We start from the raw sequence: 21,237 nt of genomic DNA, 5'->3' as shown, positions 1-21,237 counted from the left end.
GCCGGTCCCGATGCCGCTCTCCAAACGACGGCGCGCGCGGATCGTCCGCGGCGTGCAGTACGGCGTGCTGGTCGTCGCCGTGGTGGCGCTCGCGCTGGTCGCCGACTGGCACCAGCTGCGGCTGGCGTTCTTCGACGTCGAGGTCGCCAAGGCGCTGTTCCCCGACATCGTCACCACGGCGCTGCTCAATACCGTCCGCTACACCCTGCTCGGCTTCGGGTTCGGCCTTGCGCTCGGTCTGGTGCTGGCGCTGATGCGGCTGTCGTCGGTGCCGCCGTACCGCTGGATCGCCGTCTCCTACATCGAGTTCTTCCGCGGAATCCCGGCGCTGCTGGTGTTCATCGCGCTGGGCTTCGGTGTGCCGCTGGCATTCGAGGTCGCGCTCGACATGGATGTCACGGTGATGCTGTCGCTCGGTCTGGTGGGCGCCGCGTATATGGCGGAGACGATCCGGGCCGGAATTCAGGCCGTGCCGAAGGGCCAGACGGAGGCGGCACGTTCACTGGGGATGTCGCACGGCCGGGCCATGGTCTCGATCGTTATTCCGCAGGCGTTCCGTATCGTCCTGCCACCGCTGACCAATGAACTGATCCTGCTGACCAAGGATTCCTCGCTGGTATATCTGCTGGGGCTCTCGCTGGGCCAGTTCGAGCTGGCCAATTTCGGCCGGGACGCCCTCAATGAACACAAGAGCCTGACCCCGATCCTGATCGCCGGGCTGCTCTACCTCGTGATCACCCTCCCGCTCGGCCAGCTGGTCCGGCGGCTGGAAGCGCGTACGGCAAAGGCCAGGTGACCGGTATGGGGACGGACAGGACCGCGGCGGCGTCCGAGGACGCGAAGGCGATCGACGTCCAGGGCCTGCACAAGTCGTTCGGCGAGCTGGAGGTGCTGCGCGGCATCGACTTCTCGGTGGCGCGCGGTGAAGTGGTGTGCGTCATCGGGCCCTCGGGGTCCGGCAAGTCGACCCTGCTGCGCTGCGTGAACCTGCTGGAGGAGCCCAGCGCGGGCCGGATCACGGTGGCCGGTGCCGAGGTCACCGATCCGGATGTGGACATCGATCTGGTCCGGCGCCGGATCGGCATGGTCTTCCAGGCCTTTCACCTCTTTCCGCATCTGACCGCGCTGGAGAACCTGACGATCGCGCAGCGGCGGGTGCTGCGCCGCGACCGTGCCGAGGCGGAACGGATCGCCCGGGCCAACCTCGAACGGGTCGGGCTGAGCGACAAGGCGGCGGCCCATCCGGCGCAGCTGTCGGGCGGTCAGCAGCAGCGGGTGGCGATCGCCCGTGCGCTGTCGATGGACCCGGAGCTGATGCTCTTCGACGAGCCGACCTCGGCGCTGGATCCGGAGCTGGTCGGCGATGTGCTGGCGGTGATGCGCTCGCTGGCGCGGGACGGCATGACGATGCTGGTCGTCACCCATGAGATGAGCTTCGCCCGGGAAGTCGCCGACCGGGTGGTCTTCATGGACGGCGGGGTGATCGTCGAGGAGGGCACTCCGGAACAGGTGGTGGGCGCACCCCGGCACGAGCGGACCAGGACGTTTCTGGCGCGGGTGCTGGATCCGGCAGCGGTGACGGAGGTGGGCGAGGCGGCGGACGGCGGGGCGACGGACAAACGGCTCGCCCGCTGAAGACGCGCGGCGGTTCGCTCGCCGGCGGCATGACGACGGCCCTGACGCTTTCGACGCGCAGGGCCGTCCGTCATGGACGGCGGGGTGCCGACGGCGGTGCCGCCCGCCCGTCTCAGGTGAGCGGCTTGGTGAGCTTCTTGGTGTTGGTGCGGTTCCCCATGAGGCTGCAGCTGACGGTCTTGATGCCGATCTTGTAGCCGTGGATGTTGGGGAACTGGACGAGGGTGCCCTCGGCGGTGCCGGAGGGCTGCCGGCGCGCCTTGCTCTCCAGGTCGTTCCGGCAGAGCGAGGAGGCCTTCGTCTGGATGTCGGCGTCGCTCTTGTAGCCGGAGCCCGGGAGCTGGTGGAGGGTGACGACCTCGCCGTCGTGCGGGCCGTTGCAGGAGGCCGCCGTGTTGTTGCCGGCGTCGGTCGCCGACGCGTTGAAGCAGTCGCCCACCTTCATCCGGAAGAAGGGGAGCGAGTCCCCGCTGGGAGACGGCGTCGCGCTCGCCGAGTCCTCCTCGGTCGGCGTCGACGAGGGGTCGTCGGACGGCGTGGCGGAGGCGGACTCGGACGGTGTGGCGCTGGAGCTGGAGTGGGTGGGCTGAGCGCGGTTCTTGTTGTTGTCGTCGCCGCTGTTCATCACGACGACGGTGATGACGGCGGCCACCACCAGTGCGCCGCCGCCGATGATCGCCGCGATCAGCTTGCCGTTGCCGCCGCCGCTGGGCGGCGGGCCGGGCGGCTGCTGCCAACCGCCGGGGCCCGCCGGGCCGCCGGGACCGTAGCCGCCGCCCGCGGGCGGCCCGTAGCCACCGGGAGGCTGATGGGCGGCGGGCGGCGGGTAACCGCCCTGGCCGTAACCGCCCTGGCCATAGCCACCACCGGCGGGTGGCCCGAAGCCCCCCGGGTTGTCGTTCGGCGGCTGATTCGGCGGAGGCGGAGGAAAACTCATGGAAGAAATGATCGCTTCTTTACGGGGCTTTGGGCGACACGGTGACCAACCTGGAACATTCCGCGGCTGAAACATCCGGTCGATGGGCACATGTGCCGACATCCGGCAACGTCACCCTATGGCCCGGAGGAGACCCGTGTTCACCGACCTGCCCCTGGACGAGCTGCGCAACTACCGCCCGCCGCTGCCCGAACCTCCCGGCTTCGACGAATTCTGGCGGCGCACCCTCAAGGAGGCACGCCGCCACGACCTGGACGCCCGCTTCACCGAGCTGGACGCCGGGCTCGCCCTGCTGCGCACCCACGACGTGGAGTTCTCCGGCTTCGGCGGGCACCGCATCCGCGGCTGGTTCCTGCTCCCCCGGGACGCCGCCGGTCCGCTGCCGTGCGTGGTGGAGTATCTCGGCTACGGCGGCGGCCGGCTGATGCCGCACGACTGGCTGCTGTGGCCGTCGGCCGGATACGCCACGCTGGTCATGGACTCCCGCGGGCAGAGCGGCCCCAACCGCCCGGGCGGTACACCCGATCCGGTCGCCGCCCCCCATCCCGGCGTACCCGGCAAAATGACCCAGGGTCTGCTCGACCCCGACGACTACTACTACCGGCGGCTGTTCACCGATGCGGTACGGGCCGTGGAGGCGGCGCGCGGGCACGACGCGGTGGACGCCGACCGGATCGTGGTCTCCGGGGGCAGCCAGGGCGGCGCCACCGCCCTGGCGATGACGGGGCTGGTGCCCGGCCTGGCGGGCGCGCTGATCGATGTGCCGTTCCTGACGCACATCCGGCGCGCGCTCGAGATCACGGACGCCGGCCCCTACGGCGAGCTCGCCCGCTACTTCGCGGGCGAGCGCGGGCACATCGACACCGCCCTGAACACCCTGGACCACTTCGACGGCCTCAACTTCGCGGCCCGGGCCGGCGCCCCGGCGCTCTTCGGCACGGCGCTGCGCGATGAGGTCGTTCCGCCGTCCACGGGTTTCGCCGCGTACCACCACTACGCGGGCGAGAAGGAGCTCAAGGTGTGGCGGTTCAACGGACATGAGGGCGGCGGCGGGGAGCAGCGGGTCGCGGAGCTGGCGTTCGTCCGCGAGCTGTTCGGCTGACCGCCCCGTTCCGCACGCTCAGGCGGCGCCGAGCAGATGGTCGAGGGCCAGCTGGTCCAGGTGCTCGAAGGCCATACCGCGCGCGGCAGCCGCCTCGGCGTCGAAGGACTCGTAGGCGCTGCGGTCCGCCAGCAGCCCGGCCAGGCCGTCCTCGGCGGTGGGCCGGGCCAGCCGGTCGAGGCGGGCGGCGCGCAGCGCGTCCTGTACGGCCGGGTCGGCGCGGAAGGCCGCCGCGCGCTCCTTGAGGATCAGGTAGTTGCGCATGCAGCCGGCGGCCGAGGCCCAGACGCCGTCGAGGTCCTCGGTGCGCGGCGGCTTGAAGTCGAAGTGCCGCGGCCCGTCGTACCCGGCCGTCTCCAGAAGGTCGACGAGCCAGAAAGCGGAGCGCAGATCGCCCGCGCCGAAGCGGAGGTCCTGGTCGTACTTGATCCCGCTCTGGCCGTTGAGGTCGATGTGGAAGAGCTTGCCCGCCCACAGCGCCTGGGCGATGCCGTGCGGGAAGTTGAGCCCGGCCATCTGCTCGTGCCCGACCTCCGGGTTGACGCCGTAGAGCTCGGGGCGCTCCAGGCGCTCGATGAAGGCCAGGGCGTGGCCGACGGTGGGCAGCAGGATGTCGCCGCGCGGCTCGTTGGGCTTGGGCTCGATGGCGAACCGCAGGTCGTAGCCCTGCTCGAGGACGTACTGGCCGAGCAGGTCGAAGCCCTCCTTCATCCGGTCCAGCGCGGCCCGTACGTCCTTGGCGGCGCCCGACTCCGCGCCCTCGCGCCCGCCCCACGCCACGTAGGTGTGCGCGCCCAGCTCGGCCGCGAGGTCGATGTTGCGGAGCGTCTTGCGCAGGGCGTAGCGGCGGATGTCGCGGTCGTTGGCGGTGAAGGCGCCGTCCTTGAAGACGGGGTGGGTGAAGAGGTTGGTGGTGGCCATCGGAACGACCAGGCCGGTGGCGTCCAGGGCCTTGGTGAAGCGCTTCACCGCTGCCCCGCGCTCGATGGCGTCGCAGCCGTGCGGAATCAGGTCGTCGTCGTGGAAGGTGACGCCGTACGCGCCCAGCTCGGCGAGCCGGTGGACCGATTCGACGGGGTCCAGGGCGCGGCGGGTGGCGTCCCCGAAGGGGTCGCGGCCCTGCCAGCCGACGGTCCACAGGCCGAAACTGAACTTGTCCTCGGGCACGGGCCGGTAGCTCATCGCGACTCCCTCGGTCATTTCGTCAATGGGCTTTACAAATTCCGCCGCGGCCAAACTAATATGCGGCAGCACGCCGGGGAAGCCCCTGGGACGCCGGGGCCCTGGAACCAAGCCGCTGAGGGAGAGTGCACGATGGGCGCACAGTCGGCCGGACCGCTCGTCGTCGGCGTGGACAGCTCCACACAGTCCACCAAGACACTGGTCGTGGACGCGGCGACCGGAGCCGTCGTCGCCCGGGGCCATGCCCCGCACACCGTCAGCGGCGGTGCGGCCAAGGAGACCGACCCGGCGCAGTGGTGGCGGGCGCTGGGCGAGGCGCTGCGGCAGTGCGGCGACGCGGCGCGGCAGGCCTCCGCGCTGTCCGTCGGCGGCCAGCAGCACGGCCTGGTGGCGCTGGACGCGGCCGGGGAGCCGGTGCGTCCGGCGATCCTGTGGAACGACGTACGGCCCGCGCCGCAAAGCGAGCGGCTGATCGAGGAGTTGGGCGGCGCGCAGGCCTGGGCGGACCGGGTCGGCAGCGTGCCGGGACCGGCGTTCACCGTCGCCAAATGGGCCTGGCTACGGGCGAACGACCCCGCGGCGGCGGCCGCCACGGCCGCGGTGCGGCTGCCACACGACTACCTCACCCAGCGGCTGACCGGCGAGGGCGTCACCGACCGCGGGGACGCCTCCGGGACCGGCTGGTGGGCCTCGGCCACCGAGTCGTACGACGCGGAGATCCTGGCACACGTCGGCCTGTCCCCCGATGCGCTGCCCCGGGTGGCCTCGCCCGGCGAGGCGGCCGGGACGGTCCACACCGACGACCTGCCGCTGCCGCACGGCGCGCTGGTGGCGGCGGGCACGGGCGACAACATGGCGGCGGCACTCGGCCTGGGCCTGCGCCCCGGCCGGCCGGTGCTGAGCCTGGGCACCTCCGGGACGGTCTACGCGGTCTCCACGCACCGTCCCACCGACCCGACCGGCACCGTCGCGGGCTTCGCCGACGCGCGCGGCGACTGGCTGCCGCTCGCCTGCACCCTGAACTGCACGCTCGCCGTGGACCGGATCGCCGCGCTGCTCGGCCGCGACCGGGAGGCCGTCGAGCCCGGTGGCGGCGCCACGCTGCTGCCCTTCCTGGACGGCGAACGCACCCCTAACCTGCCGGCCGCCTCGGGCCTGCTGCACGGGCTGCGGCACGACACCACTGCGGGCCAGGTGCTCCAAGCCGCGTACGACGGCGCGGTTTTCGCGCTTCTGCGGGCCCTGGACCAGGTGCTGGACGCGGACGCCGCGCCGGAGGCGCCGCTGCTGCTCATCGGCGGCGGCGCGCGGGGCGCGGCCTGGCGGGAGACCGTACGGCGGCTGTCCGGCCGGCCCGTGGTGGTACCGGAGGCGCAGGAACTGGTGGCCCTCGGCGCGGCGGCTCAGGCGGCCGGGCTCCTGCTGGGCGAGGACCCGGCGGCGGTGGCCCGGCGCTGGGGTACGGCCCGGGGCGCGACGTACGGGGCCCGGGAACGGGACGAGGCGACGCTGGAGCGGCTGGCGAAGACCTTGGCGGACGGGGAAGATCTGCTGCGGGGTTGAGGGCCTGCACCCCTCCCCGCGCCCGCCCCGCCGTCCCTCGATCCGCCCCTGATCCGCCCCTGAGGAGCCTTTCCGTGCCCAGCCCCGACACCCAGCACGCCCTCCGCCGCCGCAACCTCTCCCGGGTGCTGCGGGCCGTGGCCGACGCGGGGACGATGTCCCGGGCGGGGGTCGCGGCGCGGATCGGGCTGACCAGGGCGGGGGTCGCGCCGCTGGTGGACGAGCTGTTGCGGGCGGGGCTGCTGGTCGAGGCCGGGCGGGCGGCACCCAGCGGACGGGGCAGGCCGGGGAGCGAGCTGACGGTCAGCGACAGCGGTCCGGCGGGGATCGGGGCCGAGATAGGCGTCGACCATCTGGCGGTGTGCGCGATGGATCTGCGCGGCACGGTACGGGCCCGGGTGGCCACCGACTCGGCCAACCGGCACAGCGAACCCGGGCCCGTGCTCCGGCGGCTGTCCGCGCTGCTGGCGGGGGTGACGGCGGAGATCGCCGCCGAGGGGCTGCGGCCGGCCGGGCTGACGGTCGCGGTACCCGGCCTGGTGGCCCGCGGTTCGGCGACCGTCGTACACGCCCCCAACCTCGGCTGGCGGTCGGCGGATCTCGCCCCCGAGCTGGCCGCCGCGCTCACCCCCGCCCCGGACGCGGCAGCGGTGTACGACGCCCGCGTGCCGCTCACCGTCGACAACGAGGCCAACCTCGGCGCCCTGGCCGAACTCCGGCTGGGCGGCGCCGGCGGACTCGCGGCACCGGCGGACTTCGTGCATGTCTCGGCGGAGGCCGGGATCGGCGCCGCGATCGTCGTGGACGGCCAACTCCTGCGGGGCGCCCGGGGTTTCGCGGGTGAGCTGGGGCATGTGCCGGTGTATCCGGACGGCCGTCCGTGCGCCTGCGGGGGCCGGGGCTGCCTAGAGCAGTACGCCGGGGAAGCGGCCGTACTGCGCGCGGGCGGGCTCACACCGGAGCGGGCGGCGGGCGGGCACCCGGGGCCCGGGGAGCGTACGGCGCTGCTCGCGCGCCGGGCCACCGACGGGAACGCGGCCACCATAGGGGCGCTGCGCGAGGCGGGGACCGCGCTGGGCATCGCGCTCGCCGGGGCGGTGAATCTGCTCGACCCCCGGGCGGTGATCCTCGGCGGGGCGCTGGCGGGGCTCGCGCCCTGGGTCCTGCCGTCCCTGGAGCGCGAGTTGGCGCTGCGGACGGCCGTCGCCCCGGCCCCCGCGCGGCCGGACGGATGCCTGGTGGCGGCGTCCCGGCTGGGCGCGGACGGGCCGCTGCTCGGTGCGGCGTATGCGGCATTGCGGACTGTCCTGGAGGATCCGGGCAGTACTGGCGCCCCGACACACTCTCCCCAGTACCGAACCGGCTAAACCTTTCCATGGAAAGAGATTTCCATGCCACCCATTCGAGCGATTGTGCTGATTAAAACAGCACGGCTATCTTCGGATGCGTGAGCAGCCGACGAGACGAACTCCCGTGAATGGGGAGGCCGTTCCGGCTGCGCCGCGCCCTTCCAGAGATAGGCGGACTTGTGACGATTGCCGACGAGACCTCAATCGGAAGCGCCGAGGATTCCCCGCATTCAAGCCTGAGTACCACCGCAGCGCGGAATTTGGCGACCACCACCAAAACAACTCCGCAGATGCAGGGAATCACTTCCCGCTGGCTGCTGCGACTGTTGCCATGGGTGCAGGTCTCCGGTGGCACGTATCGGGTCAACCGCCGGCTGTCGCACACCGTCGGCGACGGACGTATCGACTTCGCCGTTTCCGGGGCGGAGGTCTCGATCATTCCGGACGAGTTGCGTGAGCTGCCCGCGCTGCGCGACTTCACCGATACCGAGGTGCTGGCCGCGCTGGGGGAACGCTTCACGCAGCGGGAATACGCCCCCGGGGAGCTGATTGCCGAGGCCGGCGAGCCCGGGGACCGGCTGGTGCTGATCGTGCACGGCCGGGTGGACCGCATCGGCACCGGCAAATACGGCGATGCCACCGTGCTGGCCGCGCTGGCCGGCGGCGACCACCTTGGCGACGCGCCGCTCATCAGCGACGATGCGACCTGGGAGGTCAGCTATCGCGCGGTGACCCGGGTGACGGTCATGGCGCTGCCGCGGCAGGCCGCGCGGGAGATCGCCGAGCGCTCGCCCGCACTGCGCGAGCATCTCGCGACGGCCGGGCAGGGGCTCCTGCAGCCGACGAACGCCAGCGGGGAATCGGCGGTCACCATCGCCTCCGGCCATCACGGCGAACCGTCCCTGCCCAGCACGTTCGTCGACTATGACCTGGCGCCGCGGGAGTACGAACTCAGCGTCGCGCAGACGGTGCTGCGCACCCACACCCGGGTCGGCGACCTCTACAACGACCCGATGAACCAGGTCGAGGAGCAGCTCAAGCTGACCATCCAGGCGCTGCGCGAGCGCCAGGAGCACGAGATGGTCAACAACCGCGAGTTCGGGCTGCTGCACAACGCCGACCTCCGGCAGCGCATCCCCACCCGCAGCGGCCCGCCCACCCCCGACGACCTCGATGAACTCCTCGCGACGGTCTGGAAGGACCCGGGCTTTCTACTCGCGCACCCCAGGGCGATCGCCGCGATCGGCCGGGAGTGCAGCGCCCGGGGGCTGTATCCGACGGCGGTGGATGTCAACGGGCATTCGCTGCCGTCGTGGCGCGGGGTGCCGATCTTCCCGTGCAACAAGATCCCGGTGACAAAGGAAGGCACGAGTTCCATTCTGCTGCTGCGCACCGGCGAGGAGAAGCAGGGCGTCGTCGGCCTGCACCGCAGCGGGATTCCCGATGAATACGAGCCCAGCCTCTCGGTCCGCTTTATGGGAATCGACGAAAAGGCCGTCATCAACTACCTGGTCAGCGCCTACTATTCCGCGGCCGTTCTCGTCCCGGATGCGCTGGGTGTCCTCGATGACGTGGAAATCGGCCACTGAATATCCCGCGCGGCGCTCACCGCCCGTATTCCCCAGCCAGCGCTCCCCGAATCCAGCAGCCCTCGGCAGTACTCACAGCACCGACCAGAACAGGTGAGCTTTCTCCATGACCACATCCGTGGATCCGACCTCCGGCTCGCAGGCGTCCGACATCGAACAGAACCGTTCCAGCCTGGACACCGCGGCCGCGCGCAAGCTGGCGACCACGACCAAGACCGTGCCGCAGATGCAGGGGATCTCCTCCCGCTGGCTGCTGCGCGTCCTGCCCTGGACTCAGGTTTCCGGCGGTACGTACCGCGTCAACCGTCGTCTCACCCACACGCTCGGCGACGGCCGGGTGGAGTTCGTCACGACCGGCTCCGAGGTCCGGGTGATTCCCGCCGAGCTCCGCGAGATGGCGCCGCTGCGCGGCTACACGGACACCCCGACGCTCGAGGCGCTGGCCGACCGTTTCAGCCAGCACGAGTTCGCGCCCGGCGATGTGCTCGCCCAGCAGGACCAGCCGGCGGACCGCATCATCCTGATCGCCCACGGCAAGCTCGAAAAGCTCGGCACCGGCAAGTACGGCGATGAAACGGTCCTGGGGACGATGGCCGACGGTGACCACCTGGGCGCGGCCGCGCTGCTGTCGGCGGAGGCGGAGTGGGAGCACACCGTACGGGCGGTGACGCGGGTGACCGCCCTGACGCTGTCCCGCGCCGAGTACGCGGAGGTGCTGGGCCGTTCGGAGTCGCTGCGCGAGCATGTCGACAACTTCCGGGCCGCGCTGGTGCCGGCGCAGAACAAGCACGGCGAGGCGGCCATCGAGGTGGCCGCGGGCCATGTCGGCGAACCGTCCCTGCCCGGCACGTTCGCCGACTACGAGCGGGCGCCGCGGGAGTACGAGCTCAGCGTCGCGCAGACCGTCCTCAAGATCCACTCTCGGGTCGCGGACCTCTACAACGACCCGATGAACCAGCTGGACCAGCAGCTGCGACTGACGGTGGAGGCGCTGCGCGAGCGCCAGGAACACGAGATGATCAACAACCGCGAGTTCGGGCTGCTGCACAACGCCGATCTCAAGCAGCGCATCCACACCCGCAATGGCGCGCCCACCCCGGACGACATGGACGAGCTCATCTCGCGGCGCCGCAAGACCCAGGTGCTGCTGGCGCATCCGCGCACCATCGCGGCGGTCGGGCGGGAATGGAACGCGCGGGGCATCTACCCGACCGGGGCGGAGATCGACGGCACCCCGGTCCGGGCCTGGCGGGGCATTCCGCTGCTGCCGTGCAACAAGATCCCGGTGAACCCGGACCAGACCAGCTCGATCCTCGCGCTGCGGCTCGGCGAGGAGAACCAGGGCGTGGTGGGCCTGCACCAGACCGGGATTCCGGACGAGTACCAGCCGGGGCTGTCGGTGCGCTTCATGGGCATCAATGAGCAGGCGGTCATCAAGTACCTGGTCAGCACCTACTACTCGGCGGCGGTGCTGGTGCCGGATGCGCTGGGCATCCTGGAGAACGTCGAGATCGGTCACTGACCGGCGAACCGACCGGCGGCCGATCTCACCCGGGTGCCGCGCCACCGCCCGATCGTCAGGGCCGGTGGTGCGGCACCCGGGTGACGTCTGATCAGGTGTTTGCCATTTTCTGACCTGCGGGGTTCCGTCTTTGGTCGAGCCCATTGGCGAAATGGCCATTCCCTTGGCAGGGCGCGCGCTGTTGCGCATGATGAACGCATCGCATGTGCGTGACATGTACGCGACCACCTCACGGTCCCTTGTCAGGAGTTCACATGGAGCCCGACCGCCTTCACCCGGCCCGCCGTCGTCTGCTCACCGGCGCCGCCGCGCTCGCCGCGGCCACCGTCCTCGGCCCCGTCACCGCGGCCACCGCGCGCGCGACCCCGCCCCCCGACGGCCCGACCGGCGACGTCGGAACCGACGAAATCCCCGAGATGGCCGACGCCACCGATGCCACCGATGCCGGTGACATCGGTGACGTGGGTGATGTGGGTGATGTGGGTGACATCGCCGGCACCAACGACTACCCCTCCGTTCACTGGACTCCGGCCGACCCCGCCAACTACACCGCCGCCGACCGTCCCCGCCAGTACCCGATCGGGATGGTCGTGGTGCATGTGACGCAGGAGACGTTCGACGACACCATCAGGCTCTTCCAGGACCCGGCCCACAAGGCGGCCGCGCACTTTGTCGTGCGGTCCCGCGACGGCTACATCGCCCAGTGCGTCCGCGAGAAGGACGTCGCCTGGCACGCCGGGAACTGGGACTACAACACCCGCACCATCGGCATCGAGCACGAGGGCTGGATCGACGACCCCAAGTGGTTCACCGACGTGCTCTACGCCCGGTCCGCCGCGCTGACCTCCGCGGTGTGCGACCGCTACGGGATCCCCAAGGACCGCGAGCACATCATCGGCCATGTCGAGGTCCCCGGGACCGATCACACCGACCCGGGACAGTACTGGGACTGGGCGCGCTACATGGAGCTGGTCACCGCGGCGAACCGCTGACCGGCGACGTCGGACCGCGCGGCCCGTCCGCGCGGTTGGACGACACGACGGTCGTACCACAGTTGTGCAGATAATCGACATCCGCGGGTCATAGTGAGCGTCTTCGGCACCTGAGACATTTGGCGTGACGTCAGGGGGGCTCGTGACACAGCGATTCGGTCGTGTTCGCATAGTACTCACGGCGCTGGTGGCCTGGGCCGCACTGGCCGGAGGCGGAGTGGCCGGCGGGGCGCAGGCCGCCGCCGCGGGTGACTCCCTCCGCCAGGTGGCCGAGGTGCCGGTGGCGCCCGGTGTGGCGTACGGGGAATTCCGTACGACGGTGCCGCGCGGCATCGCCCACGGTCATCTGCTGACGGTCGATCTGGACGATCCCCGGGTGACGGTGGATCTGCTGTATCCGGGCGCGGTGGGCGCGCGCTCACCGGTCTCCGAACTGGCCGACGCGCGGGCCGCGGTGGGGGCCGTCAACGGCGACTTCTTCAATATCAGCGAGACCCAGCACCCGGGGGTGGAGCCGACGGGCGCCTCGGTCGGGCCGGCGATCTCGTCCGGGCGGCGGCTCAAGGGCGCGGTGCCCGACGGGCAGCGGTTCGGGCCGGCCATGCCGCCCGGCGCGACCACCGAGGACGTCCTCGGCATCGGGTACGACCACCGGGCACGGCTGGACCGGCTCTCGCTGCGCGGCACGGTGTGGACCCCCGACGGTCCGCTACGTCTGCGCGGGCTCAACCAGTACGCGCTGCCGGTGGACGGCATCGGCGCCTACACCGAGCTGTGGGGCCCGGTCTCCCGGCAGCGCGCCACCTGCGGCACGGACACGGACCGGGCGGCGCCGTGCAGCGCGGAGACGGCCGAGGTGACGGTCCGGGGCGGCCGGGTGACGGAGCTGGCCGACCGGCCGGGCGCGGGCGGGGTCGCCGCGGGGAGCGTGGTGCTGGTGGGCCGGGAGGAAGGGGCGCGGCAGCTGCGCAAGTTGCGTCTGGGCGATCCGGTGCACATCAGCCACCGCCTGGTCGGGCGGGGGCCGGTGCCGTTGCGGTTCGCGGTCGGCGGTTTCCCGATCGTGCGCGAGGCACAGCCGGTGGATGGGCTGGACGCGAGCGCGGCGGCGGTGCGTACCGCGGCGGGGGTCGGGGACGATGGCCGGGTGCTGTATCTGATGTCGCTGGACGGGACTCCGGGGGAGGCCGGTATGACGGTGCGTGAGCTGGCCGAGCTGATGAGCCGTCTGGGGTCGCGGGATGCGGTCGATCTGGACGGCGGCGGGTCCTCGACGCTGGTCACCCGCGATCCCTTCAGCCGGGATGTGACCGTACGGAATCATCCGTCGGGCGGGGCGGAGCGACCGGTGCCGAATGCGGTCGGGGTGTTCAGTTTCGGATGATCCACATGATGATCTTGGTGCGTTTGATGCGACTGGTCCGGATGGCTGGGATGCGGGGGCTTCACGGGAAGCCGCCGGGTCCGGCGGGCCGGGATTCGCCGGTGCGGCCGGTGCCCGCCGTGCGCATGCGGACGAGGGCGTAGAGACAGCCGGCCAGGGCCAGGCCGGAGAGCAGCACGAAGCCGAGGGAGTAGGTGCCCTTGCTGCGGTGGACGGCGCCCATGACGACTGGGGGTACGAAGCCGCCGAGGCCGCCGACCGCGCCGACGATGCCGGTGACGCCGCCGATCCGGTCCTGGGGGGTGACCCGCGAGAGCAGGGCGAAGACCGAGCCGGCGGCCGCTCCCAGGCCCGCCGCCATGATCAGGAGGTCGAGGGTGCCGACCGGGTGCAGCGCCGGGTCGAAGGCCTGGACGAGGGCCGGGAGGGCGACCGCGCCGAGCGCCCAGGCGGTGACGGCGGCGGGGTGCACACGGTCCGAGCACCAGCCGCCGATGGGCCGGAAGACCACGGTGACCAGCGCGAAGCCGGCCGCATTGGCGCCCGCGTCGGCGGCGTCGAGGCGGTACCAGGTCTCCAGATAGGTCGGCAGATAGACGCCGGACGCGAGGATCCCGCCGAACCCGATCGCGTACAGCGCGGCCAGTTCCCAGGTGGCCCGCAGCCGGCCGGCCCCGCCCAGCCGGGTGGCGAGTGAGGTCTGCGGAACCGGCCGGTCCGGGTGGTCGGTGATCAGGAGCCCGGCGAGCACCGCGAAGGCGGCGAGGGCGAAGGCGACGACGAGATAGGGGAGGTTCTCGTCGTAGCGGTGGATGCGGGGCGTGAGATAGCCGGAGAGCGCCACGCCGCCCATGCCCATGCCGAAGACGCCCAGCGCCAGGCCGCGCCGGGTGGGCGGGAACCAGGCGTTGAGGAGCGGAACGCCGATGGCGAAGGTGGTGCCGCCCAGGCCGAGGAGGAAGCCGACGGCGAGCAGCGCGCCGTAGGAGCTCTTGACGGGGATGAGCAGCAGCACCGGAACGATGGTGAGCGCCGAGACCAGCGGAAACATCACCCGCGCGCCATAGCGGTCGGTGAGCGCGCCGACCGGCACCCGGCCCAGCGACCCGGCCGCCAGCGGCGCCGCCACCAGCGCCGTGACCTGGAGGTCGGTGAGGTGGAGGCCGGCCTTGAAGGCGCTGCCGAGCGGGGGGATCAGGTTCCACGCCCAGAAGGTGATCGTGAAGCCGAGGGTGGCGAGAATGAGGTTCCGGTAGGCGGCTGCCGTCACGGACGTACGCTGCTCACCACGTCGGCGGCGCCGGCGAGTCCTTGGTGGATGTCGGGGGCGAGGCTGCTGCTCGCGAGGTAGAAGCCGAGCAGGGCGCACACCAGGGCGTGCGAGAACTTGAGCTTTCCGCTGCGCAGAAAGATGACGGTCAAGATCACCAGCAGTAGGACGACCGAAATGGAAATGGCCATGGTGCACCTCCTCGACCGCCGCCCGAACGGACGGCAATGAGTGGCCAGTTTGGCGTATTTCGGGGTATGTCCGGTTCCTGGCCCGGTGCGCCAATCGGGTGATCACTGCACGTCACCGGCGCACGGCGGGCAGCCCCGGCGCCACGTCCCCCACACGCACCCCTCACCACGTGACGCGCATCACGTCACTCCGCGCAACGGCGCGTCGAGGTTGACCGTCTTAGCGGCCGACAGCCTCGGCGCGCCCGCGCCCTCCACGAAAGCCCCGCTCATGAGCCAGCCTCCTTCTCCGCGCTGCGCCCGGTCCCGCCGGTCACCGCACGGTGCGCTCGTACTGGCGTCGCTGATCGGCGTCGGTGCGCTCAGCGGGTGCGGGGCCAGTACCGCATCGGCGGGTGCGGGCAATGCCGTGGAGGTGGGGCTGGGGGCGGCCAGCGGGACCAGGACGGTGCAGGCCGGTGACCGGCTGCGGGTGACCGCGAGCGGCGGTGTGCTGACCCGGGTGACGGTCACCGATCCCCGGGGAGAGCAGCTGGCCGGTGCGCTCCAGCGCGGCGACACGGTCTGGACCTCCCGTACGGGGCTCGCGCCGGCCACCAAGTACTCCGTCGTCGCCCGTACGGAGAACGCCGGGGGCGTGCGGGGCGAGGTCAAGGAATCGGTGACGACCGCCAAGGCCGGCGGCCTCGGCGGGTCGGCGGCGAGTCAGGGACGGGCGGCCACGGAAGGGCCCCCGGATCGTTCGTACGGGGGAGAGCCGGCACGGCCGGCGGACCGGAGACAGGATGGCCGAGCAACCCCACAGCAGCTGAACCCTTTCCCAGCCCAAAAAGCCTAATCTGACGGAATGAGCACCGTGCAGGACCAGGATCAACTTTCGGCGTGGCAGCGCTTCCGGCGCCGTGTGCCCAATGGCTTCGCCATCACCTTCAGCGTGCTGGGGCTCTTCTGCGCCCTGACAGCACTGATCGGGCCCTTGCGGCGCGGACTCGAGCCGGTCATCTACTGGCTGGACACGCTCACCATCCCGGTGGCACCGAACTTCGCCTACGCCGCGTTCCTCTTCCTGCTCGGCGCGGCGCTGGCCGCCCGTAAACGGGTGGCGCTGTGGTTCCTGGTCGCGTATCTCGTGCTGGTCACCCTGACATATGCGCTGTTTCTGGCCGCGGGCTACTGGGAGTTCGCGGTCTCGGTGGTGCTGTGCACGGGCGCGCTGGTGCTGCTGATCCTCGCCCACCGCGAGTTCTACGCGATCACCCGCCGCGGGGCGTTCCTGCGGGCCATCGGTGTGCTGGCCGGCGGGCTGGTGGCGGCCGTTCTGATCGGCTGGGGGCTGGTCTCGCTGTTCCCCGGCACCCTGCCGGCCGGCGGCGGCAACCGGCTGCTGTGGACCGCCAACCGCGTCTGCGGCGGGCTGGTCACCGGCTACCACTTCGACGGGCATCCGCCGCACTGGCTCGTCTCGGTGCTGGGTCTGCTGGGCGCGCTCGCGCTGCTGAACGCCGCCGCCGCGCTGTTCCGTTCGCAGCGGATGGAGGCCGCGCTGCACGGCGACGAGGAGGCCCGTATCCGGGCGCTGCTCGCCCGCTACGGCAGCCAGGACTCACTGGGCTACTTCGCCACCCGGCGTGACAAGGCCGTGGTCTTCTCCCCCAGCGGCAAGGCCGCCGTCACCTACCGCGTGGAGACCGGCGTCTGCCTGGCCAGCGGTGACCCGGTCGGCGACCGGGAAGCCTGGGGACCGGCCATCGAGGCCTGGCTGGAGGTCGCCGTACGCTACGGCTGGCAGCCCGCCGTCATGGGCGCGAGCGAGGACGGCGCGAAGGCGTTCGCGCGCGCCGGGCTGGGCGCGCTGCAGCTGGGCGACGAGGCGATCCTGCACGTCAAGGACTTCGATCTGGACGGCCGCGAGATGCGGGTGACGCGGCAGGCCGTCAACCGCGTCGAGCGCACCGGGGCCACCTTCCGGCTGCGCCGCCACTCCGCGCTCTCCGACGAGGAGATGCAGGAGGTCATCCACCGGGCGGACGCCTGGCGCGACACCGAGACCGAGCGCGGCTTCTCGATGGCGCTGGACCGGCTCGGCGATCCGGAGGACGGGGACTGCCTGCTGGCCGAGGCGTTCGACGGCGAAGGCAAGATGATGGCGCTGCTGTCCTTCGTGCCCTGGGGCACGGACGGCATCTCGCTGGATGTGATGCGCCGCGACCGGTCCGCGCCCAACGGCGTCATGGAGTACATGGTCGCCCAGCTGTGCGCCCAGTCCGGGCAGCTCGGGGTGCGCCGGATCTCGCTGAACTTCGCGGTCTTCCGGTCCGCCTTCGAGGAGGGCGGCCGGATCGGCGCCGGCCCGGTGCTGAAGTTCTGGCGCAAGCTGCTGCTGTTCTTCTCCAAGTGGTGGCAGCTGGAGGCGCTCTACCGCTCCAACGCCAAGTACAACCCCGAGTGGTACCCGCGGTTCCTGTGCTACGCCGACGCCGGTGCGCTGGCCCGGATCGGGCTCGCGTCCGGTATCGCCGAGGGCTTCGTGGCGGTACCGAGCCTGGGCAAGCTGTGGGGCAAGGGGCACCAGAAGCGGGTGCTGGCCCCGGCGAGCACCGCCGGTCTGCCGTCGCTGCACGAGCTCGGGCTGGTGCACACCCCGGCCACCGAGGAGGAGCAGCGCGCGCAGGAGCTGGCCGCGCTGCCCGAGCAGGTGCGGGTGCGCCACCACAAGCTGGAGCGGCTGCGGGAAGCGGGCACGGATCCGTATCCGGTGGGGGTGGAGCGGACGCACACGCTCGGCGAGGTACGGGACGAGCACCCCGACCTCGTGCCGGGGACCCGTACCGGCAAGGCCGTCAGCGTCGCGGGGCGGGTGCTGCTCACCCGCGACCACGGCGGGGTGCTGTTCGCGGTGCTGCGGGACTGGTCGGGCGATCTCCAGATCGCGCTGACCCGGGACGGCAGCGGCAAGGAGCTGCTGGAGCGCTTCGGCTCGGACATCGACCTGGGTGACCATGTCGAGGCCGAGGGCGAGGTCGGCGCGAGCGACCGCGGTGAACTGACGGTGTTCGTGACGCAGTGGCGGCTGACCGCCAAGTGCCTGCGGCCGCTGCCGGACAAGCGGCGCGGGCTGTCCGACCCGGAGGCCAAGGTCCGCCAGCGGTATGTGGACCTGGTCGTCTCGACGGATGCGCGGGAGAACCTGCGGGCGCGCAGCACGGCCGTGCAGGCGCTGCGCCAGGGGCTGATCGACCGCGGCTACCTCGAGGTCGAGACGCCGATGCTGCAGCAGATCCACGGCGGCGCCAACGCCCGCCCGTTCCATACCCACATCAATGCCTACGACCTCGATCTGTATCTGCGGATCGCGCCGGAGCTGTATCTCAAGCGGCTGTGCGTGGGCGGTATGGAGAAGGTCTTCGAGATGGGGCGGACGTTCCGTAACGAGGGCATCTCCTACAAGCACAACCCCGAGTTCACGATGCTGGAGGCGTACCAGGCGTTCGCCGACTACGACGTGATGCTGGATCTCACCCGGGAGCTGATCCAGAGCGCGGCGATCGCCGCGTTCGGCAGCGCCACCGCCCGTAAGGCCGATGCGAACGGCCGGCTGGTGGAGCACGACATCTCGGGGCTCTGGCCGGTCAAGACGGTCTACGGCGCGATCTCGGAGGCGCTCGGCGAGGAGGTCGACGCGGACACCGGGCCGGATGTGCTGCGGCGGCTGTGTCTGCGCGCGGCGGTGCCGGTGAAACCGGAGATGGGGCGCGGCGACATCGTGCTGGAGATGTACGAGCGGCTGGTGGAGGAGAAGACCCAGCTCCCGACGTTCTACAAGGACTTCCCCACCGATGTCTCCCCGCTGACCCGGCAGCACCGCCGCGACCCGCGGCTCGCCGAGCGCTGGGACCTGGTCGCGTTCGGCACCGAACTGGGCACCGCCTACTCGGAGCTGACCGACCCGGTCGAGCAGCGGCGGCGGCTCACCGCGCAGTCGCTGCTGGCGGCGGGCGGCAACCCCGAGGCGATGGAGCTGGACGAGGACTTCCTCCAGGCTCTGGAGTATGCGATGCCGCCCACGGGTGGTCTGGGCATCGGCGTGGACCGGCTGGTGATGTTCCTGACCGGGCTGTCGATCCGCGAGACGCTGCCGTTCCCGCTGGTCCGGCGCCGCTGAGGCGGCCCTCAGGGCCCGGACACGGCGGGCGAGACGGCGGAGGCCACCACCTTGCGGGGGTGGCCTTTGCCGTTGGCGGGCACCTCCCACAGGTCGGCGCCGTAGTCCCCGGGCAGGGCGTAGAGGAGGGTGTCGCGGTCCAGCCACAGCGCCTGGTCGTCCACGCTCGCCCGCTCGGCGAGCGGCCTCTCGCGGCCGCTGCGCAGGTCCAGGACGTACAGCCGCCAGGGTGCGTCCGCCCCTTTGGGCCGTACCCGCTTCTTGAAGGCGATGCGGGTGCCGTCCGGGGAGAGGGAGGGGCATTCGACGTTTTCGCGGACGGCGGTCAGGGTGCGGCGGGTCAGGTTGCCGCGGACGAGATAGGTGCGGCCCCCGGTGCCGAGCGTGGCGTAGAAGGTGGTGTCGTCGGCGGCGAAGGTCACGCCCCAGAAGTTGTGGTCGACGGCTTCGTGGCGGCGGCCGTCGATGCGGACGGTGAAGTCCTCCAGGTTGTCGTGGAGGGTGCGGGTCCGGGTGTCGTAGAGGGCGGTACGGGTGGAGAACGCGCCGCCCGCGTACGAGTCCCCGCTGACGAAGACCGTCCAGGCGACGAGGCGGCCGCTGGGCGAGACGCGGGCGCGGGTGGGGATGCCGGGCACCGGGAAGCGGCGTACGGGCTGCATGCGGGAGTCCAGGACGACGGCCTCGTGGCCCGGCACCACTCCCCCGGTGGCCCGCAGACAGATGCCGGTGCCGGCGGCGGCGTGGAAGCGCAGGCAGTCCCTGGGGGCGGCGGTGCGGGCGGCGGCGGGGGCGGCCAGCGGGACGGAGGCGAGGTGGTCGCGCTGAGGACCCCAGGCCAGATTCCGGAAGAGCAGTCGCCCTGGCCGCCGTAGGTCCAACTCACCTTTTCTCACGGTGGGTTGGCCCGCCCGGTCATGGCTGCGCTCCCCGGCCCGGTCGGCGGCGCGGCCGACCGCGACGACGGCGCCGGTGACGAGGAGGGCGGTGGCCGCGAGGAGGATCAGGAGGCGGTGGCGGGCGGGGACCGGCGTCATGCGGAGGCCTTTCTTCCGACGGAGTCCCGGCGGCGGGCGGCCGCCCGTCCGCGGGCGAGGAGCAGGGCGCAGAGGGCGACGGCGGCGGCCAGGCAGCCGGCCGCGGCGGCCAGGGCCGTGGTGGGGCCGAGGGCCGTCCAGGCCGCGCCGAACAGGACCGCGGCGGCGAAGCGGCCCACGGCCTGGCCGGTCTGCACCAGGGCCAGACCGCTCGCCCGCAGGGCGGGTGGCAGGAGCGGGGCGGCGGCAGCCATCAGCACCCCGTCGGTGGCGGCGTAGAAAACGCCCAGGAGGAGGAACAGGGCGGCCATGGCGGGGAGTTGGGCCGGCCCGCCGATGGGGGCGAGCAGGAGGAGGTACCCGGCGAGCAGGGCGCCGTGACCGGCCAGGAAGACCCGCAGGCGCCCCGCACGGTCCGCGAGGCGGCCGACCGGGAGCGCCAGCAGCAGGAAGGCCGCCGCGGTGCCGACCGGCAGCAGCGGGAACCACCGTGCGTCGAGGTGGTGGCGCTGCTGCAGGACGAGATAGAGGAAGGCGTCACTGATGGTGGCGGCGCCCAGGATTACGGCGGCCAGGCTCAGCCGCGGCACGCCGGGGGTACGGGCCAGGGTGCGGAGGGTGCGTACGGCACCCGGACGGGGCGTCCGCTCGCTGTGCGCGGCGGGGTCCGGGCGCGGGTCACGGACGTACAGGACGAGCAGCAGAACGCCGAACGCCGCGCAGCAGAAGCTGACTTGGAAGACCGCGTCATAGCCGTCGCGGGCGGCCCACAGCACGCCGAAGGCGGCGAGCGGGCCGAGCAGCGCGCCGGCGGTGTCCAGGGTGCGGTGCACGCCGAAGGCGCGGCCCTGTTCCTCGGGGGTGGTGGACAGCGAGATCAGGGCGTCGCGCGGGGCGCTGCGCAGGCCCTTTCCGGTGCGGTCGGCGGCCAGCACGGCGCCGATCGCCCAGGGAGTGGTGACGGCGAGCAGGACGGGTTTGCAGAGGGCGGAGAGGGCGTAGCCGGCGCCCGCGACGAGCTTGCGGCGGCGGGTGCGGTCGGCGGCGTAGGAGCCCACGAGGCGGACCAGCGCGGTGACGCCCTGGTAGACGCCGTCGAGCAGGCCGTAGGCGAGCGGGGTCATGCCGAGGCCCGCGACCAGGTACAGCGGCAGGACCGCGGTCACCATCTCCGAGGAGACGTCCGTGACCATGCTGACCAGGCCGAGGGCGACGACATTGCCGGCGACGGCGCGGCGGGCGAAGGGCCGGTCGCGGGCGACGCCGGCCGAGGCGTCGGCGGCGCGGCTGGACGAGAGATACACGGACGTCTCCTCGTGCGG

General features: G+C 72.0%; 17 protein-coding genes. 11 read left to right on the top strand and 6 right to left on the bottom strand.

Annotated elements, in window-relative coordinates:
• Positions 1-10: 10 nt before the first annotated feature.
• Positions 11-796, top strand: a complete 786-nt coding sequence (locus ACIRPT_RS01900; RefSeq protein ID WP_403820709.1) for an amino acid ABC transporter permease — start codon at positions 11-13, stop codon at positions 794-796.
• Between the two features lie 5 nt (positions 797-801).
• A complete protein-coding gene (locus tag ACIRPT_RS01895) occupies positions 802-1,635 on the top strand; it encodes an amino acid ABC transporter ATP-binding protein (RefSeq protein WP_403820706.1) in 834 nt (277 codons plus the stop codon).
• Positions 1,636-1,747: 112 nt separating this feature from the next.
• Here ACIRPT_RS01895 and ACIRPT_RS01890 read toward each other — a convergent pair whose 3' ends face one another.
• Positions 1,748-2,572: a hypothetical protein gene (locus ACIRPT_RS01890; protein WP_403820703.1), complete on the bottom strand. Its 825-nt coding sequence runs from the start codon at positions 2,570-2,572 to the stop codon at positions 1,748-1,750.
• Positions 2,573-2,708: 136 nt separating this feature from the next.
• On the opposite strand from ACIRPT_RS01890, the gene ACIRPT_RS01885 reads away from it, so the two are divergent.
• On the top strand, positions 2,709-3,674 hold the full coding sequence (locus ACIRPT_RS01885; RefSeq protein WP_403820700.1) for an acetylxylan esterase: 966 nt from the start codon (positions 2,709-2,711) through the stop codon (positions 3,672-3,674).
• Positions 3,675-3,692: 18 nt separating this feature from the next.
• On the opposite strand, the gene xylA is transcribed toward ACIRPT_RS01885, so the two are convergent.
• Complete coding sequence (gene xylA / locus ACIRPT_RS01880; protein WP_403820697.1) at positions 3,693-4,856, bottom strand: xylose isomerase; 1,164 nt, start codon at positions 4,854-4,856, stop codon at positions 3,693-3,695.
• Between the two features lie 132 nt (positions 4,857-4,988).
• Between xylA and xylB the strand changes: the two genes are divergently transcribed.
• The 6 genes from xylB to ACIRPT_RS01850 all read left to right on the top strand — a co-directional run bounded on the left by xylB (position 4,989) and on the right by ACIRPT_RS01850 (position 13,255).
• Positions 4,989-6,419, top strand: coding sequence for a xylulokinase (gene xylB / locus ACIRPT_RS01875; RefSeq protein WP_403820694.1), 1,431 nt, complete (start codon positions 4,989-4,991; stop codon positions 6,417-6,419).
• Between the two features lie 74 nt (positions 6,420-6,493).
• Positions 6,494-7,786, top strand: a complete 1,293-nt coding sequence (locus tag ACIRPT_RS01870; RefSeq protein ID WP_403820692.1) for an ROK family protein — start codon at positions 6,494-6,496, stop codon at positions 7,784-7,786.
• Positions 7,787-7,896: 110 nt separating this feature from the next.
• Positions 7,897-9,357: a family 2B encapsulin nanocompartment shell protein gene (locus tag ACIRPT_RS01865; protein ID WP_403820689.1), complete on the top strand. Its 1,461-nt coding sequence runs from the start codon at positions 7,897-7,899 to the stop codon at positions 9,355-9,357.
• Between the two features lie 106 nt (positions 9,358-9,463).
• The gene (locus ACIRPT_RS01860) at positions 9,464-10,879 is read left to right on the top strand and encodes a family 2B encapsulin nanocompartment shell protein (RefSeq protein WP_403820686.1); all 1,416 of its coding nucleotides are present in this window, start codon (positions 9,464-9,466) and stop codon (positions 10,877-10,879) included.
• 254 nt (positions 10,880-11,133) lie between these two features.
• The gene (locus tag ACIRPT_RS01855) at positions 11,134-11,871 is read left to right on the top strand and encodes an N-acetylmuramoyl-L-alanine amidase (RefSeq protein ID WP_403820683.1); all 738 of its coding nucleotides are present in this window, start codon (positions 11,134-11,136) and stop codon (positions 11,869-11,871) included.
• 142 nt (positions 11,872-12,013) lie between these two features.
• Entirely contained in the window at positions 12,014-13,255 is a 1,242-nt protein-coding gene (locus ACIRPT_RS01850) for a phosphodiester glycosidase family protein (protein ID WP_403820680.1), read from the top strand.
• A 61-nt stretch (positions 13,256-13,316) separates the two neighbouring features.
• On the opposite strand, the gene ACIRPT_RS01845 is transcribed toward ACIRPT_RS01850, so the two are convergent.
• Together ACIRPT_RS01845 and ACIRPT_RS01840 are read right to left on the bottom strand one after the other, a co-directional pair.
• Positions 13,317-14,525 (bottom strand): MFS transporter, encoded by a 1,209-nt coding sequence (locus ACIRPT_RS01845; protein WP_403820677.1) that lies wholly within the window; start codon positions 14,523-14,525, stop codon positions 13,317-13,319.
• The gene (locus ACIRPT_RS01840) at positions 14,522-14,716 is read right to left on the bottom strand and encodes a hypothetical protein (RefSeq protein ID WP_361321389.1); all 195 of its coding nucleotides are present in this window, start codon (positions 14,714-14,716) and stop codon (positions 14,522-14,524) included. The genes ACIRPT_RS01845 and ACIRPT_RS01840 overlap by 4 nt, the downstream gene beginning before the upstream one ends.
• Positions 14,717-14,987: 271 nt before the next feature.
• Between ACIRPT_RS01840 and ACIRPT_RS01835 the strand changes: the two genes are divergently transcribed.
• A complete protein-coding gene (locus tag ACIRPT_RS01835; protein ID WP_403820674.1) occupies positions 14,988-15,554 on the top strand; it encodes an Ig-like domain-containing protein in 567 nt (188 codons plus the stop codon).
• A 9-nt stretch (positions 15,555-15,563) separates the two neighbouring features.
• Positions 15,564-18,878 (top strand): bifunctional lysylphosphatidylglycerol synthetase/lysine--tRNA ligase LysX, encoded by a 3,315-nt coding sequence (gene lysX / locus ACIRPT_RS01830; RefSeq protein WP_403820671.1) that lies wholly within the window; start codon positions 15,564-15,566, stop codon positions 18,876-18,878.
• Positions 18,879-18,886: 8 nt separating this feature from the next.
• On the opposite strand, the gene ACIRPT_RS01825 is transcribed toward lysX, so the two are convergent.
• Entirely contained in the window at positions 18,887-19,915 is a 1,029-nt protein-coding gene (locus ACIRPT_RS01825; protein WP_403820667.1) for a TolB family protein, read from the bottom strand.
• Positions 19,912-21,219: an MFS transporter gene (locus tag ACIRPT_RS01820; RefSeq protein ID WP_403820664.1), complete on the bottom strand. Its 1,308-nt coding sequence runs from the start codon at positions 21,217-21,219 to the stop codon at positions 19,912-19,914. Before ACIRPT_RS01820 ends, ACIRPT_RS01825 begins: the two co-directional genes overlap by 4 nt.
• Positions 21,220-21,237: the final 18 nt, after the last annotated feature.

Source organism: Streptomyces sp. NPDC101227 (genome assembly GCF_044767545.1).
GTDB lineage: Bacteria > Actinomycetota > Actinomycetes > Streptomycetales > Streptomycetaceae > Streptomyces.
This window is presented reverse-complemented; position numbering and strand designations above follow the sequence as displayed.